Origin of the sequence: Rhodococcus sp. IC4_135 (assembly GCF_011602025.1) — a bacterium.
GTDB classification, from domain to species: Bacteria; Actinomycetota; Actinomycetes; order Mycobacteriales; family Mycobacteriaceae; genus Rhodococcus_F; species Rhodococcus_F baikonurensis.
The window spans coordinates 23804-39444 of the sequence record NZ_JAAOLG010000037.1; the positions used below are offsets into that span (position 1 = coordinate 23804).

Consider the following 15641-nt stretch of genomic DNA (forward strand, 5'->3'; position numbering starts at 1 on the left):
CACCGATCACTGCTTACGTGCCTCTCGCGCGAGAAGCCATACGAAATAGATGCCACCGATGGAGACGGTGACGACGCCGACCGGCAACTGTGTCGGCGCGAAAGCTCGTTGCGCCACCCAGTCGCTGACCATCAGCAGCGCTCCACCCATCGCCGCCGACGGCAGCAGGGTCACTCCGGCACTACCGGTCAATCGCCTCACCAACTGCGGAGCCGCCAGCGAGACGAATCCGATCGGTCCGGCCGCCGCCGTCACCATGGCCGTCAGTGCGACGCCGAGAACAACCAGGGAAAGACGCGTGGGTTCGGCCCGGACGCCGAGCGCCTTGGCGGCGTCGTCACCCATCTCGAGCATCTGCATCCGCCTGCCCAACACCAGGATCAGCGGAACGAGTATGGCCAGCACCACGACCACCGGCCACACCTGGGTCCAGCCGAGACCGTTCAGCGAACCGGCACCCCACACTGCGGCAGCCATGGCGTCGTCGAGTTTCGCCTTGAGGATCATCCAGGTGTTGACCGAGCCCAACATCGCACTGATGGCGATACCGACGATGATCAACCGGAATCCCTGCACACCACGTTTGTACGCAAGGAGGTAAACCACTGCTGCGGTGGCGATACCGCCTACCAAGGCGCCGACTGCGATCTCGTAGTAAGTGCCACCGATGAGGAGGATGACCACCAGAGCGCCCGTGTACGCACCGGAGTTGAAGCCGATGATGTCCGGGCTACCCAACGGGTTCCTGGTGAGCGACTGGAAGATTGCACCACTCATGCCGAGTGCCGCACCGAGCATCAGCGCCAACAGAACTCGGGGCAGACGCCATTCCACGACGACCATGTGAATACGCGCGGGAGCCTCGCCGAACAGTGCGCCGAGGACGTCCCCGATCGGCACCTGGTAGTCACCACTACCGAGCGCGATGACACCGATCGCCAGTGCAAGCGCAACGAGGACGAGGCAGACCGTGACCGTGCGGACGTCGATCCGCGCGGACCAGCCTTCTTTGGGTGAGCGCACCACCGTGGTGGGGCGCCCGAAATCGATGCTCACAGACCGCTCACCTTGCTTCGACGCACCAGCATGATCAGCACCGGAGCACCGATGAAGGCCGTGACGATACCGACCTGAAGTTCACCCGGGCGCAGCACGATTCGGCCGACGACGTCGGAGAAGAGGAGAAGAATCGGCGAACACACCAATGTGTACGGAAGAATCCATCGCTGATCGGGTCCGACGAACCATCTCGCGACGTGCGGAACCATCAGACCGACGAATCCGATCGGTCCGGCCGCAGCCGTCGCCGCGCCACACAGCAACGTCACCGCGATGACGCCGAGAATACGAGTGCGAGTGATATTGGCGCCGAGCGAACGTGCCAGATCGTCACCCAAAGCCACGGCATTGAGCTGGCGTGCCAACGCGAGCGCGAGGAATAGCCCGATGAGGATGAAGGGTGCAACGGCCAGAACGATTTCCAAGGAACGCCCGCTGAGTGAGCCGGCATTCCACTGGCGCATCTGGTCGAAGGCGGTCGGGTTGAGCAGGGTGATGCCGGAGGAGATGCCGCCGAGCACGGAACCGATGGCGACACCGGCCAGCGTCAGCCGAATGGGCGTCGCACCGCCCCTGCCGATCGAGCCCAACGTGTAGACGATCGCCGTGGCTATCACCGCGCCGAGGAAAGCGAACCAGATGTAGGACCAGATGCTGGTCAGGCCGAAGACCGCGACGGCAACAACCATCGCGAACCCCGCACCGGCATTGACACCGAGAATTCCGGGGTCAGCCAAGGGATTTCGTGTCATCGCCTGGATGAGGCCACCGGCGACACCGAGCGCCATGCCGACTATCAGACCGAGCAGCGTACGCGGTAGCCGCAGGTCACGGATGATCACGTGATCATTGGAATCGTCGTAGTTCACCAGCGCGTCGATCACGGTGCCGAACGGAATGGTCTTCGATCCCACCGCGATGCTCAGGAGGAGCACGGCGGCGAGCACCACCAGGCACACCAGAAGCCCGGCCATGCGACGAGAGTTTGTCGATACCAGCCCGTCCGGTTGCTTCTGCTTTTCTTGCAGCGACTCGTCGATCAGTTCTTCGGTGTGTTTGTCGGAGGCGCTCTTGTCAGCCGGACTATTGTCGACGGCGCTCTTGTCCAGTCCAACGCTCACAATCCGGCGCTCTCTAGAGTCTTCTCGACCTCGTCGCGGATCTCTTCCTCGTCGCGGTCGGATTCCCAGGCAGCATCGAGTGCAGCGCGGACACTCTCGTCGAGGGCCTCGTATTTCGCATTCCACACCTCGGCCTTGTAGGTCCAGTAGCCGATGACCTTGTACTGCTCACCCGGCAACTTCAGTTCGTGGCGAAGGTACTTGCGGATGTCACGGAGCATCGTGCTTTCGCCTGCCACCCACACGTATCCGAGTTCGGTCGGAAGGTTCATCGCGCGAACAGCATCCGGGAGCTTCGACGGTGCAACACCGTTGCCACTGCCGACCAGCCAGATGAACTCGACGTCGGCGGCCGAGGCGATCTGCTGCTTGTGAGACTCGTCCACCACCTCGACGATCGCCTTGGCCGACATGCCGGCGGGCAACTGTTCGATCAAGCGCCCGAGTGCGGGGAGTCCAGTCGCGTCGGCGACGAACACCTGCCAGCGCGCGTCGGCCGGCGGCTCGTAGAGGCCACGAGACTCGCCGATCGCCAACTTGTCACCGATCTCGGCCTTCTGTGCCCAGTCGCTCGCGACACCACCCTCGTGAACGACGAAGTCGATCGTCATGCGGCTGGTCTCGGAATCGAACCGTCGCACGGTGTACGGCTGGCACGGGGACGGTTCCTCGCCCTCCGGGTATCGCCAACCGCGCGGTGCATCCGGATCTTCCGCCGGCAGAACGAACTTGCCCGTGGCCGGGACCGGGAAGTGGAGACGCAGGTATTCGTCACCGGTACCGGTGGTTTCGAAGGCGGTCAGCTCCTCCCCACCGAACACGATACGAACCATTCCCGGGGTCACGTACTCCTTGTGAAGTACCTCGCCGAACACAAGACTCACAACAATCTCCAACATCGATGGAACATGAACCGGACCCGAACACGAGGATCAATCCGACTTCCGGACATAGTTAACCCGCGCTAAGTAAGGTAGACCTTAATTTATTGCAGTGTTGTCGATGAGTCGATGCCTTCTCCGCTGCAACGGGGCCAACTACTATCGCAATTCGGCCAACGCAATACGTATGGCCTGTTCACGACAAGTATTGGCATCGGTGTGACTTCTGACTACCGCCCACGATCCCTAGCGTGGACCCAGTGCCTTCGACACCACTTCTTTCGGCCGAGACAAACGGCCCCCCAGCCAGGCCGGCGATCACGCCGCGCCAGGTAATCACACGCGCCATCGCTTCCGAAGGTCGCGGAGCCAAGCTGGCGGCCGCCTCCGTCGGCTTCACCGGCCACCAGGTCGCGGAAGCGTTGGTGCCCGTGGTGATCGGTGCGGTCATCGACCGAGCTGTGGCGACCAGCGATGCCGCAGCACTCGGAAAGTGGATCCTCGTTCTCGGAATTCTCTTCACCGGCTTGTTGCTCAGTTGGCGATTCGCGGCGCGTATCTCCGATTCCGTCACCGAGCACGGAGCACACCGCCTACGGATGGACATCGCGCGCCGAGGCCTCGATCCGCATGGCATGTCGCCTCGGCGCATGCCGGGCGAGGTCTACTCGATTGCAACATCCGACGCGGGTTCGGTGGCCGGATTCACGCACACGCTGAGCACCAAACTCGCCGCGGCTTGCGGGGTGCTGACCGCGGCGATCTCGCTGCTGGTGATCTCGGTACCGCTCGGCCTGCTCGTCATCCTCGGCACTCCCCCGGTGTTGGCTCTCATGCAGGTGGTCAGTCGACCGCTCGAACGCCGAGCCGAAACCGATCAATGGCAGGGCGCCAAGGCCGGCGCGCTCGCCGCTGATCTGCTCTCCGGACTCCGAATCCTGTCCGGCATCGGCGCCGGAGACGCTGCAGCGCAGCGATATCGGGGGGCGAGCCGAACTTCGCTGGAAGCAACCCTTCGCGCACAGCGATACCAAGCGATGTACTCCGCCGCCAACGTTGCAATCGCCGGCGCTTTCCTCGCCGTCATCGCGTACGTGGGTGGGCGGATGGCAGCGTCCGGGAGCATCTCGGTCGGTGAATTCGTTGCCGTGGTGGGTCTGGCACAGTTCCTTCGCGGTCCGCTGATCGACATCATCTACTTCGGCGCCGGCCTGGCACGGGCGCGCGCCTCCGCCAACCGCGTAGCATCGCTTCTGGCGACCGGCGAGGCTGTCACTCCCGCGAGTGATCCTGCACCCCTGAACCACGCAGAGTTCCTGACGCTGCGCGACGTCGTGTTGGCCGGAGCTTCACCTGTCGATCTGGACGTCAAACGCGGCGAGATCATCGGCATCGTCACCGAGAATGCCGCCTGGGCGGATGCGTTGGTCGACGCACTGGCTCGTCGAATCGAGCCTTCGAGCGGAACGATTCATCTCGGCGACAACGCCATTCACGAACTGCACATCGACGAACTCCGGGCTCATGTTCTGGCAGCACCGCACGACGCCGCACTGTTCATCGGCACCGTGGGCGACAACATCGAGGCACTCGCACCGATCGGCAGTCGCAGCGACGAGGCTGTCGCCGCTGCTGCCGCAGATCAGGTGATCTCGGCACTGCCGCTCGGCCTCGCCACCCGAGTCACGGAGCAGGGAAATTCGCTCTCGGGCGGTCAGCGCCAGCGCATCGCATTGGCGAGAGCACTCGCGAGCGAAGCACCGGTGCTGGTTCTGCACGACCCCACCACCGCCGTCGACTCCGTCACCGAAGCGCGCATCGCACGCGGGATCGCCGAGGTACGCGGTGCTCACGCGACTCTTCTTCTGACCAGCAGCCCCGTGCTGCTCGATATCTGCGATCGGGTGATCGAGCTGTGAACGAACTACTCCCCACCGCGACACCGAAACAGGCACGCCGCGCGGCACTTCGGTTGATGGGTCCGCACCGGATATCCGCCATCGCCGCCGTGGTCACTCTGACCGCCGCGACCGCGATCGGTCTACTCACGCCACTTGTCCTCGGCGCCATGGTCGACGCCGTGACAGACGGAGACGGCGACACTGCCTCGCGCATCGGCACGCTGACTCTCGCGTTGGTCGCCATCGCGGTTGCCTCCTTCCTTCTCGTCGGAGTGAGCAACTACCTGCTCGCCGGTGTCGGTGAACGTGTAGTCGCCGACCTGCGCGAAGAAGTAGTCGTCCGGGTTCTCGACCTGCCACAGAGCGACGTCGAGCGAGCCGGGCGCGGAGACCTGGTCTCCCGGATCACCGGAGACGTCCGGTTGGTGACCCGCGCTGTATCCGAAGCGCTTCCGGTTTTTGCCACCGCAGCACTGACCATCGTGTTGACCCTGATCGGATTGGGCAGCCTCGATTGGCGATTCGCCGTCGCCGCGGTGATCGCAGCTCCCATCCAGATCCAGGCGCTGCGCTGGTATCTCTCGAGGTCTGCCCCGGTCTACCGCGAGGAGCGGGAGGCGGAAGGTGCACGTGCGCAACAGCTCCTTGACTCGCTGAGCAACTCCGACACCGTCGGATCGCTCCGTCTGGCCCAGCCCCATCTGGAACAGATCGAATCTCGATCGATGACGGCCGTCCGGCTGAGCTTGTTGACCACTCGTTTGCGCACGAGGTTCTTCGGTCGACTCAACATCGCCGAGTTCATCGGTCTGTCCGCCGTGCTGATCACCGGCTTCTGGCTGGTGAAGGACGGTCAGATCAGCATCGGTGCCGCTACCGCCGCAGCACTGTTCTTCCACCGTCTCTTCGATCCGGTGGGTGCAGTTCTCAGCGTGTTCGACGAATTGCAGGAAGGCACAATCGCGTTGGCTCGCCTGGTCGGAGTCACGCTTGCGCCCGTGCCACCCGCACCGACCGATCCACGTGAACCTGTCGACAGCTCGGCATCGTTGGAACGCGTCACGTTCTCGTACCGACGCGGCGACACCCCCGTTCTGCGAGACATCGACATCACCATTCCGGCAGGGACCGTCACCGCACTGGTGGGCGCAACCGGAGCCGGAAAATCGACGGTGGCCAAACTGATCGCGGGAACCTATGAACCGACCGAAGGCGTCGTGAAGATCGGGGACATCCCCCGGAACGAATTGCCGCGGTCGACTTCTCGAAGCGCGGTCGCTCTCGTGACGCAGGAGGTCCACGTCTTTGCCGGTACGTTGGCCGAGGATCTGCGGCTGGCCGACCCGTCGGCTACCGACAGCGACATTATCGCAGCGCTCGAAACCGTCGGCGCCTCCGATTGGTTGCGGGCACTCCCGGACGGACTCGAAACCGTCGTCGGAGACGGTGGACACCGGCTGACCGCAACACAGGCACAACAACTTGCGTTGGCGAGAATCGAATTACTGGATCCGCCGCTTCTGATTCTCGACGAGGCGACCGCCGAAGCGGGCAGCGCCGGAGCCAAGGTCCTCGACGACGCCGCGCTCGCCCTGACCCGGGGTCGCACTGCTGTCACAGTGGCACACCGACTCTCGCAGGCCGTCGACGCCGACCAGATCCTCGTCATGAACGACGGCCGCGTGGTCGAGCACGGCTCTCACGACGAGTTGGTCAACCTCGGGGGTCGGTACGCGGAGCTGTGGGAAGCGTGGTCCGCGCCGCGGCGTTGAGCGCGACGGTTGCACCGGGCACTTCCGGCCGGTGCAACCCAACTCACGCGTGCAGAAGGTACGGCACCGATTCGGGAGCCACACTCCCCTTGTTCATCATGCTGCCGGGTGTACGGCCGGTGACTCGGCGGAACACGGCGACAAAAGCACTCGGGGTTTCGTACCCGACTCGCCTACTGACCACCGAAACCGGCACTCCAGCAGCTAAATACGTCAGCGCCGCGCGGACACGAACCTGAATTCGCCACTGCGCAAAGGTCATTCCCGTACCCTGCGCGAACACGCGCGTCAAGGTCCGGACACTACCGCCAGCCGTCAACGCCCATTCCGACAGCGAGCGCTGGTCTGCCGGATTGGCGACCAACGCTTCGGCGACGAACAGCGCTCGCGGATCGGTCGGCATCGGCACCTCCACGGCAGCAACCTCGAGCGGCTGCAGCATGTCGAAGGCCACGCGCTCCGCGCGGCTACGGGCCTCGTCGGGCATGTTCCGTCGATGCATGTGCAGGAGTACCTCACGTAGGAGAGCACTGACTCCGAACAAACCGGGAACACCCGAGGGCGCGGCGTGCGCCTCAGGCCGGAAGTAGGTGCAGAAGAACTCGGTACCAGGGCCGGCCTTCACGGCATGTAACGCACCGGCAGGCAACCACAGTCCCGCCGACGGCGGCACCTCCCACGTGATGCTGTCAGCCACAACCGTGAGCATTCCGCCGGAGTTTCCCCAGATCAGCTCGTGCTCTGGATGACGATGCGGGGCCCACTGCCGCTGGTGAGAGAGCTTCAGAGTCACCGTTGTCATCGAGTAGGGATGATCGATGGAACGCGGCCCCACGGGCACCGAAATTCTCTCTGCCACAGCTGTCATGATGACGAGTATAGGACTTTCGTTAGGCATACCTAAATAGGAACCCGAAAAATGTTGACTGTGACCCGAGAGTTACAGATACTGCGGGCACCGATATCGTGACGTCAACTCCCGGCTACGGGTCGGCAACGAGAGGTACATGATGGTTGACGCATCACGAATCCCGGTCATCGTCGGCGTCGGTGATCTGCGCTGGAACCCAGTCGACGGGCACCGCGAACCTCTCGATCTGATTCACGACGCCACCGTCGCCGCCTTGAACGACAGTGGACACGCCGAACTGGGAACCCAGATCGATTCCGTGTTCGCAATCAAGACCGTCAGCTGGTCGTACGACGACCTCCCCGGGCTGCTTGCCTCACGATTAGGAGCGACCCCCACGGTCACGTCCACCTCTCCGATCGGTGGCCACTGGCCCGCGGCGCTCCTCGATCGGATCGGCGCGTCCATCGCCCGAGGTGAATCCTCGGCTGCTCTGCTTGTGGGTGGCGAATCGCATGCCAGCAGCACTGCGCTACGAAAGTCGGGAGTCACCCCTGACTCGATCGGGTGGACGGCAGCACCGGGTGGGCCTCCCGGATTCGATCCGGCCGACCTGGGAAGCCCTGAAATGCAGCGCGCTGGTTTCATCGTGCCGACGCGCGTCTACCCGCTCTTCGAGAACTGTTTCAGTGCTGCCGAGGGCAACGGCGCCCGCGAATCGCTCGACTGGTCCGCGCGGATGTATGCCGCATTCTCGGAACTGGCGTCGAAGAATCCTGCCTCCTGGACGTCGGAGATCCGATCGGCAGAAGAGATCGGCACCGTCGGTCCGGGCAATCGGATGGTCTCCGAACCGTACCCACTGATGCTCAACGCCATGCCCTTCGTCAATCAGGCTGCGGCCGTTGTCGTCTGTTCGTTGTCGATGGCCCTCGAACTCGGCATGGACGAGAGCAAGCTCGTCTACCTCTGGGGCGGCGCAGGTGCCAGCGATCCGTTGGACATCCTCAGCCGCAACAGCTTCGACAGTTCAGCTGCAATGCATGACGCCGTCCATCGCACACTCGACGGTGCCGGAGTCGGCGCCGACGCACTCGACATCGTCGATGCCTACAGCTGCTTCCCGATCGTGCCCAAGCTGTTGATCCGAGAACTCGGACTTCCCGATACCGCGATCCCGAGCGTCACCGGCGGTCACTCGTTCTTCGGCGGACCACTGAACAGCTACACGCTGCATTCCGTCGCCGAGGTCACCCGGCGAATTCGCGACGGCGCGAACCTCGCTCTCGTCCACGGCAACGGTGGATTCCTCACCTACCAGCACTGCGTTCTGATGTCGGCCGCCGCTCATGCCGACGGGTACGTCGGCGATCCCGACGCACGAGCTTTGACCGCGGAGGCTCCGGAACTGATCACTGACTACGAGGGCACTGCAGAAATCGTCACGGCCTCAGTCGAATACGGTCGCACCGGGGAGCCCGAGATCGGGTTCGTGATCGCGACAACGCCGGACGGCCGCCGCGTCGCTGGGCATACCGGTCCCGAGAATGCCGCCGAACTGACACAGCTTCGCGGCGACAACCCGGCGGTGATCGGGCGGACCGTTCATATCAGCGACGAGAACGGGCGACTCACGCTCACGTTCTGACGGCAGACAGCCGTGAGCACCGGGGCATGATTGCGCCCCGGTGCTCATGTCTTCGGTTGTCGCGTTTCACGCCGCGGTAGGTGGGCTGTTCCCGCCGATCGGCTGCTGATACGGGTCAATCGACATCGGCGGATAAAACACCGACTTCCGATCCGGGCCGATCTCCACTCTCCATTCCGTGTGGTGCAACGTCCGGTGATGATGACCACACAACAAGATCAGATTATCGAGATCCGTTGGGCCACCATCATTCCAATGAACAATATGGTGAGCATCGCACCACCCCGACGGCGTCCCGCACCCCGGGAACGCGCACCCGCCGTCACGAACCGCCAACGCCCGCCGCTGCGGCACCGTTGCGGTTCTGGCTTCCTTACCGCACTCGAGCGGAACACCATTCTCGTCCAACAAGATCCGCGTCACGGTGCAGTCGCACGCCAGCATCCGGGCGGTGTCGATACTGATCGGACCTACCCAATCCGTCCATGCAAACCCCAACTCCTCAGTGGACGGCAACAGGTCCTTCAACGCTTGCAGATCCGTCATGTCTTTCGCACTGGCGGTGACCGTGATGTGCGGTTTCACCCCACCTTCGATCGGACCCAACCCCGCCCGCTCATACCGGCGCAGCAGTTCGCAGAACCCGTCGGCCCGCCGTAATGCCGGCGTGCGGGTGTCTTTGACACCGTCCTTCTCCGGCGTCGGAGCGGACAGGCTCGAGAGCAGCGTGATCAACCGGGCCCCGTTGATCGCATCCAAATCACCCTTGACTGTGACCCGCCCGTACAGGCCTTTCGAGGCGTAGAACTCATTCCGCTCCGAATCCTCCCCGACCGGGACCCCGTCCTCGCGTGTGCCGTACTGCTTCTCGATTCGGCGGATCGCCGCCCGCACCGCATCACAATCGGCAATGTTCTTCGACGCCAGATCAAGCAGGATCCCGCGGGCCTTGTCCAGATCGGCCGGGGTCATGTTCTTCGGCGGGTGCTGACAAAACGACGCCACCTGCCGGGCTTTCAACGCATCCACATCACCGCGATGGAACGCATCGCCCACCACGGGTTCGAGCATCAGCAACCGCGCCAACCCGACCAGCAGGCTGCACTCACCGATCTCCAAATTCGTCGAACCATGCAACCACTGCGCGATCGCCCGAAAACCCTTCCCGCCGAGAACCTCACGGGAAAACATCTCCACGATCAACAACACCATCCGCGACTGCAACTCGTGCCGGACACGCACCAGATCCAGAACCTCACCCTTGAGGTCCTCACCATCCAGCTGCCACGCATCCCGATCGTCCATACCGAAAGTTTAATCGAACACACTTTCGATAACCAGAGACAAAACGGACAACTTCGAGAGCACGGAGACTCGAGACCTGTTGAAGTACATCACCATTCACCTAGTCGTCCAATATCACGCGATAGAAGACATACCCCGCGAAACATACAATCGCAACGACGCACAGCACGAGCAGGATGTCGAAAAAGACGACCATGCTTCACCCCCGATGAGTTCGACCCAGTTCAACAACTTCTCCACGTGGAGAAGAACGTATCACGGTATCTTCTCTGCGTGGAGAAATCGACGCGAGAAGCACTTCTGGACGCCGGGCTTGACCTGCTGGGCCGGGTGGGGTTTCGAGCATGGTCGATGAGAGGTGTCGAAGACGAGGCAGGTATGCCACACGGCAGCGCGCGGCACTACTTCGCGAACCAACGCGGACTGATCTCCGAAGTGGTGCAACACCTTTTGGACGGCGATCTCCCTCGACCGGGCGAGACGCCGAAGCAACAGGTAGCCCGATGGCTGGGCCCCGAATCCAGCCGCACCCGGGCACGTTACGAACTGGTCGTCGCGTCATTCCACGATCCCGACCTCGCAGTGGAACTGGTGCGTGGTCGGGATCGGTTTGTCGACATCTTGGTCGAACGCGGCATGACCTCGTCCAATGCAACGGAGTTGGTCGCGGCGCTGGACGGCCTCGTTCTGGACGCACTGCTGCGCAGGCAAGAACCGGAGACCGTGGACCCAGAGCGAATCTTCGAGAAGTTCGGGATGAAGCTCCCCTAGCCGTCCAGCTCCGCGAACAGCTCCATCCACTGCTCTTCGGCGGCTTCCTTGTCAGCGATGACCTGCTTGAGTTCGGCGCCGAGCTTCTGTAGCTTGTCCGGGTCGGTGGCCGCGTCGGCGAGGGAAGAGTGCAGCTTCTTCTCACGGTCGTCGAACTTCGCGATCGACCGCTCGAGCTTCGAAAGCTCCTTCCGTGCAGCGCGATCCGCAGCGCCGTCGCGAACCTGCTTGCTCTTCGACGCACCGCTCGCGGTCGAAGCCACAGACGGATTGTCACCATCCCCCATCGCAGCACGTCGACGCAGGTAGTCCTCGATACCGCCGGGCAGGTTGGTGAGCTTGCGATCACCGAAGAGTGCCCAGGTGGTGTCACAGATACGCTCGATCAGGTACCGGTCGTGCGAGATGACAACCATGGTGCCTGCCCAACCGTCGAGCAGATCCTCGAGTTGCTGCAACGTGTCGATGTCGAGATCATTGGTCGGCTCGTCGAGAAGCAGGACGTTGGGCTCGGCCATGAGGACACGCGTCAACTGCAGGCGTCGTCGCTCACCACCGGAGAGGTCTCCGACTGGCGTGCGCTGGCGGGCGGGCGTGAAGCCCAAGCGCTCGGCCAGCTGACCGGCCGATACTTCCTTGTCACCCAACGTGATTCGCTCGGCTACATCCTTGACTGCGTCGAGTACGCGCATGTCGGTCGGCAGATCGTCGAGTTCCTGCTTGAGCCAACCGATGTGGACTGTCTGCCCCTGAATGCGCTTGCCTGCTGCCGGTTCGAGTTCGCCGGCCAGGGTCCGCAGCAGCGTTGTCTTACCGGAGCCGTTGACGCCGACCAGGCCGACACGCTCGCCCGGAGCAAGACGCCAGGTCAAATCCTCGACGAGTACGCGGCCGTCGGGGGTCTCCAGACGCGCGTCCTCGAGTTCGATGACAACCTTGCCGAGTCGACGCTGGGCGAACGACGCAAGTGCCACCGCGTCACGAGGCGCCGGAACGTCGGCGATCAAGGCTTCCGCGGCTTCGATGCGGTACTTCGGCTTGGACGTACGCGCGGGAGCACCGCGGCGCAGCCATGCGAGTTCCTTGCGCGCAAGATTGCGTCGACGCTCTTCGGAGGCGTCGGCCTGACGCGAGCGCTCGGCGCGGGCGAACACCCAGTCGTTGTAGCCACCCTCGTAGCTTTCGACGCCGCCACCGACAACCTCCCAGGTGCGGGTGGCGACGGTATCGAGGAACCAGCGATCGTGGGTCACGACGACAAGCGCGCTGCGACGTGAAACGAGGTGCTCGGCCAACCACTGAACACCTTCGACGTCGAGGTGGTTGGTGGGCTCGTCGAGCACCAGCAGATCGAGGTCCTGAACGAGAGCCGCGGCCAAGGCGACGCGGCGGCGCTCACCGCCGGACAGTCCGTCGACCTTGGCGTCCAATGCGGACCGCTCGCCGCCGGCGCCCAGGTTGTCGATACCGATTCCGGAGAGCACCGAACGGATGCGCGCGTCACCGGCCCATTCGTGCTGAGCTACCCCGAGCGGCCCCAGGACCACTTCACCGACCGTGGAGCCAGGAGGCAGTACTCCGCGCTGGGTCACGACGGCCATGCGCAATCCGCCTACGCGGCTGACGCGTCCCGAATCCGGCTGCTCCACACCCGCGAGGACTTCGAGCATCGTCGTCTTGCCGCCGCCGTTGAGGCCGACGACGCCGATGCGCTCGCCTTCCTCGACGCCCAGAGAGACCCCGTCGAGCAACGGCTTGACGCCGAACGACTTCGACACGTTTTCCAGATTGATCAGATTCGCCATCAGTGCTGTCCCTTTGCCGCATTGTCGAGTATTCGTGCTCCGGGAACGGGTCCGCTCGCCACGCGAACGGTGCGGCACACCCCCGCTCCCGCAAGTTCTGCGCTCACTTCCACCGCAGACTGTGCGTCCGCGCAGAGGAACGCGCATGTCGGTCCGGAGCCGGAGACGATCCCGGCCAAAGCTCCGGCCTCGACGCCCGCTCGCAGCGTCCGTCGTAGATCCGGGTTGAGTGAGAGCGCTGCCGCCTGCAGGTCGTTGCCGAGGAGCGGGGCGAGTAGATGAGCATCACCGGTGGTGAGCGCCTGAATCAAGGCGTCGGCACTCCCCAACCGTTTCGGAGAACCTTCGGCCCGCAGCTTGTCCAGTTCTCGAAACACGACGGGCGTACTCAAGCCGCCCTTGGCCAGCGCCAACACCCAGTGAAAGGTATGGCGAGTCAAGACGGGGACAAGTTGTTCGCCGCGGCCGGTTCCGAGCGCGGTGCCACCGTGCAGGGAGAACGGAACGTCGCTCCCGAGCCGTGCCGCGAAGGCATCGAGATCAGGTCGCGAGAAGTCGAGCTTCCACAAAGAGTTGAGCGCAACCAACGCGGCGGCTGCGTCGGCGCTCCCGCCGGCCATTCCGCCCGCGACGGGAATGCCTTTCTCGATGACGATCTCAACGTTCGGGGCCACTCCACCCTCGAAGGCGAACATCTCAGCGGCACGCCAGACGAGATTGGTGCGATCGGTAGGCACGGCCGCGGCGTCGTCGCCGATCACCCGCACGGTCAGGGTGTCGGCAGGCGCCACCGTGACCGTGTCTGCCAGCGACAATGCCTGAAACACCGTCGTCAGTTCGTGATAACCGTCGTCGCGCAGGTCCCCGACGGCAAGGTGGAGATTCACCTTGGACGGGGCCCGGACAACTACGGGGCGGGGAACGACGGAGAGCACAAGGAACAACAATAGGCGCTGCGAACACCTGGGCGAAAACCTGCGACCGGGGCGCCGTCCGCCGCGCCCCGTCCGACAGCCGACACACCCACGCTATTTCACCGCGCGCACACCTACGCCCAGACCGACGACCGCAACGCCCACAGCGGCCACTATTCCCGCCAGAACGCTGCCCGACGCGAAGTCACCGGCAAACAGTGCCCGCTCGGCGTCGACGACATAGCCCAGCGGATTGATGTTCACGAGGACCTTCATCCAACCCGGCGCATCGTCGAGCGGAAGCATGGTTCCGGACAAGATGAGGAGCGGGAACATCAGCGTCTGCTGAACGACCCAGAACATCCAATCCTGCTCCCGCACAGCCAGAGCGAGAGCATACGAGAGCGCACCGAGTCCGACGCCGAAAACTCCGAGCAGGACGATCCCGAGCGCGGCGCCCGCTGCGTTGACGTCCAACCCGAGTGGTAGCGCGACCAGGATGATCAGAATCGCCTGCGCGGCAAGCGGAACCATCTCCTTGCACGCCCTCCCGATCAGCAACGACGAGCGTCTGAGCGGAGTCACCAGCATGCGCTCGTGCGACCCCTGCTGCATCTCCATCAGAAGGTTGGAACCGGTCATCGTCGTTCCGAAGATCGCGATCATCACCAGTACACCGGGAATGAACCAATTCCACACGCCGTCACCGGTACCCGGGACCCCTTTGAGCAGAGGCCCGAACAACGCCAGCAGGATCAGCGGCTGAACGAGGCTGAAGATGACGCTGACCGGGTCACGCAACATCGGGCGCAGCTCACGGCCCATCACTATTGCGCTGTCTCGAACAATGTTGCCGTGCACGGTACGTGGGGCGTCGAGTGTGATTGTCATGGCAGATTCCTGTTCGTCGTAGTGGTTCTAGGAAGCGACTGCGGCGGCGCTCTCGCGCAGACTGCGGCCGGTGAGGGTGAGGAAGACGTCGTCGAGAGTCGGCCTGGTGATGTCGGCGGTGAGAGCGCGTGCACCGCGGGCATCCGCTTGACGCAACAACACCGGCAGCGTCGAATCACCCTCGCCCGCACGAATACTCACCACGTTTGCGTCGACGGCGACTTCACGAACGGTGACAAGTTGCTCGGCCACCGACGCTGCGACGCCGGCAGCCTCGGTGCTGTCGAAGGTGAGCAGAAGATGGTCTCCTGCAAGATCCGCTTTGAGTGCGGTAGCGGTGTTGTCGGCGATGACTGTGCCTTCGTCGATGACGATGACCCGCTCTGCCATCGAATCCGCTTCTTCGAGATAGTGCGTGGTCAGCACGATCGTGGTGCCCATCTCTCGCCGCAACCGGAGAATGTGGTCCCAGAGGTTGGCCCGACTCTGCGGGTCCATCCCCGTAGTGGGTTCGTCGAGGAACAGCAGTGGAGGGCGATGAACCAGACCCAGCGCAATATCGAGCCGCCGTCGCTGCCCGCCGGACAATGTGCTGACCTAATCGGTAGTTGGGATAGGAGCTGACCCCGTATAGGGACAGTTTGTGTTCTGGTGCTGCTGTCGGGGCGACGCCTGTTGTTGCCCGGACATTCGATGTCTCACGAAAGAACGGTGCGCCCCGGT

The 15641-nt window shown here is 63.5% G+C and carries 12 protein-coding genes and 1 pseudogene; 4 read left to right on the top strand and 9 right to left on the bottom strand.

From position 1 onward, the window contains the following. Positions 1 to 6 precede the first annotated feature (6 nt). Genes fepG through G8767_RS31290 form a run of 3 tightly spaced genes read right to left on the bottom strand, consistent with a single transcriptional unit; the run spans position 7 to position 3064 of the window. Positions 7 to 1056: an iron-enterobactin ABC transporter permease gene (fepG, locus tag G8767_RS31280; RefSeq protein WP_095973554.1), complete on the bottom strand. Its 1050-nt coding sequence runs from the start codon at positions 1054 to 1056 to the stop codon at positions 7 to 9. Continuing rightward, a complete protein-coding gene (locus tag G8767_RS31285) occupies positions 1053 to 2180 on the bottom strand; it encodes a Fe(3+)-siderophore ABC transporter permease (RefSeq protein WP_095973555.1) in 1128 nt (375 codons plus the stop codon). Before G8767_RS31285 ends, fepG begins: the two co-directional genes overlap by 4 nt. Then, positions 2177 to 3064 carry a siderophore-interacting protein gene (locus G8767_RS31290; RefSeq protein WP_253253098.1) on the bottom strand — a complete coding sequence of 296 codons (888 nt, stop codon included), beginning with the start codon at positions 3062 to 3064 and terminating at the stop codon, positions 2177 to 2179. Before G8767_RS31290 ends, G8767_RS31285 begins: the two co-directional genes overlap by 4 nt. A gap of 257 nt (positions 3065 to 3321) precedes the next feature. On the opposite strand from G8767_RS31290, the gene G8767_RS31295 reads away from it, so the two are divergent. Together G8767_RS31295 and G8767_RS31300 are read left to right on the top strand one after the other, a co-directional pair. Continuing rightward, the gene (locus G8767_RS31295; protein WP_234036834.1) at positions 3322 to 4980 is read left to right on the top strand and encodes an ABC transporter ATP-binding protein; all 1659 of its coding nucleotides are present in this window, start codon (positions 3322 to 3324) and stop codon (positions 4978 to 4980) included. Further along, positions 4977 to 6734: an ABC transporter ATP-binding protein gene (locus G8767_RS31300; protein WP_166813732.1), complete on the top strand. Its 1758-nt coding sequence runs from the start codon at positions 4977 to 4979 to the stop codon at positions 6732 to 6734. The genes G8767_RS31295 and G8767_RS31300 overlap by 4 nt, the downstream gene beginning before the upstream one ends. Positions 6735 to 6777: 43 nt before the next feature. Here the strand turns inward: G8767_RS31300 and G8767_RS31305 are convergent, their stop codons facing one another. Then, positions 6778 to 7602: an AraC family transcriptional regulator gene (locus G8767_RS31305; protein WP_206029969.1), complete on the bottom strand. Its 825-nt coding sequence runs from the start codon at positions 7600 to 7602 to the stop codon at positions 6778 to 6780. A gap of 139 nt (positions 7603 to 7741) precedes the next feature. On the opposite strand from G8767_RS31305, the gene G8767_RS31310 reads away from it, so the two are divergent. After that, a complete protein-coding gene (locus G8767_RS31310) occupies positions 7742 to 9232 on the top strand; it encodes an acetyl-CoA acetyltransferase (protein ID WP_166813736.1) in 1491 nt (496 codons plus the stop codon). 66 nt (positions 9233 to 9298) lie between these two features. Here the strand turns inward: G8767_RS31310 and G8767_RS31315 are convergent, their stop codons facing one another. Then, on the bottom strand, positions 9299 to 10537 hold the full coding sequence (locus G8767_RS31315) for an HNH endonuclease signature motif containing protein (protein WP_166813738.1): 1239 nt from the start codon (positions 10535 to 10537) through the stop codon (positions 9299 to 9301). A 273-nt stretch (positions 10538 to 10810) separates the two neighbouring features. On the opposite strand from G8767_RS31315, the gene G8767_RS31320 reads away from it, so the two are divergent. Beyond that, positions 10811 to 11308, top strand: coding sequence for a TetR family transcriptional regulator (locus tag G8767_RS31320; RefSeq protein ID WP_166813740.1), 498 nt, complete (start codon positions 10811 to 10813; stop codon positions 11306 to 11308). On the opposite strand, the gene G8767_RS31325 is transcribed toward G8767_RS31320, so the two are convergent. The 4 genes and pseudogenes from G8767_RS31325 to G8767_RS31340 all read right to left on the bottom strand — a co-directional run. Beyond that, positions 11305 to 13113, bottom strand: coding sequence for an ABC-F family ATP-binding cassette domain-containing protein (locus G8767_RS31325; RefSeq protein WP_166813742.1), 1809 nt, complete (start codon positions 13111 to 13113; stop codon positions 11305 to 11307). The two genes, G8767_RS31320 and G8767_RS31325, sit on opposite strands and share 4 nt — an antisense overlap. Continuing rightward, positions 13113 to 14048: a 4-(cytidine 5'-diphospho)-2-C-methyl-D-erythritol kinase gene (locus G8767_RS31330; protein ID WP_166813744.1), complete on the bottom strand. Its 936-nt coding sequence runs from the start codon at positions 14046 to 14048 to the stop codon at positions 13113 to 13115. The genes G8767_RS31325 and G8767_RS31330 overlap by 1 nt, the downstream gene beginning before the upstream one ends. 93 nt (positions 14049 to 14141) lie before the next feature. Continuing rightward, positions 14142 to 14918, bottom strand: a complete 777-nt coding sequence (locus tag G8767_RS31335; protein WP_124567428.1) for an ABC transporter permease — start codon at positions 14916 to 14918, stop codon at positions 14142 to 14144. Between the two features lie 27 nt (positions 14919 to 14945). Continuing rightward, positions 14946 to 15515: pseudogene (locus G8767_RS31340) on the bottom strand (ATP-binding cassette domain-containing protein); the annotation flags it as partial. Positions 15516 to 15641 lie beyond the last annotated feature (126 nt).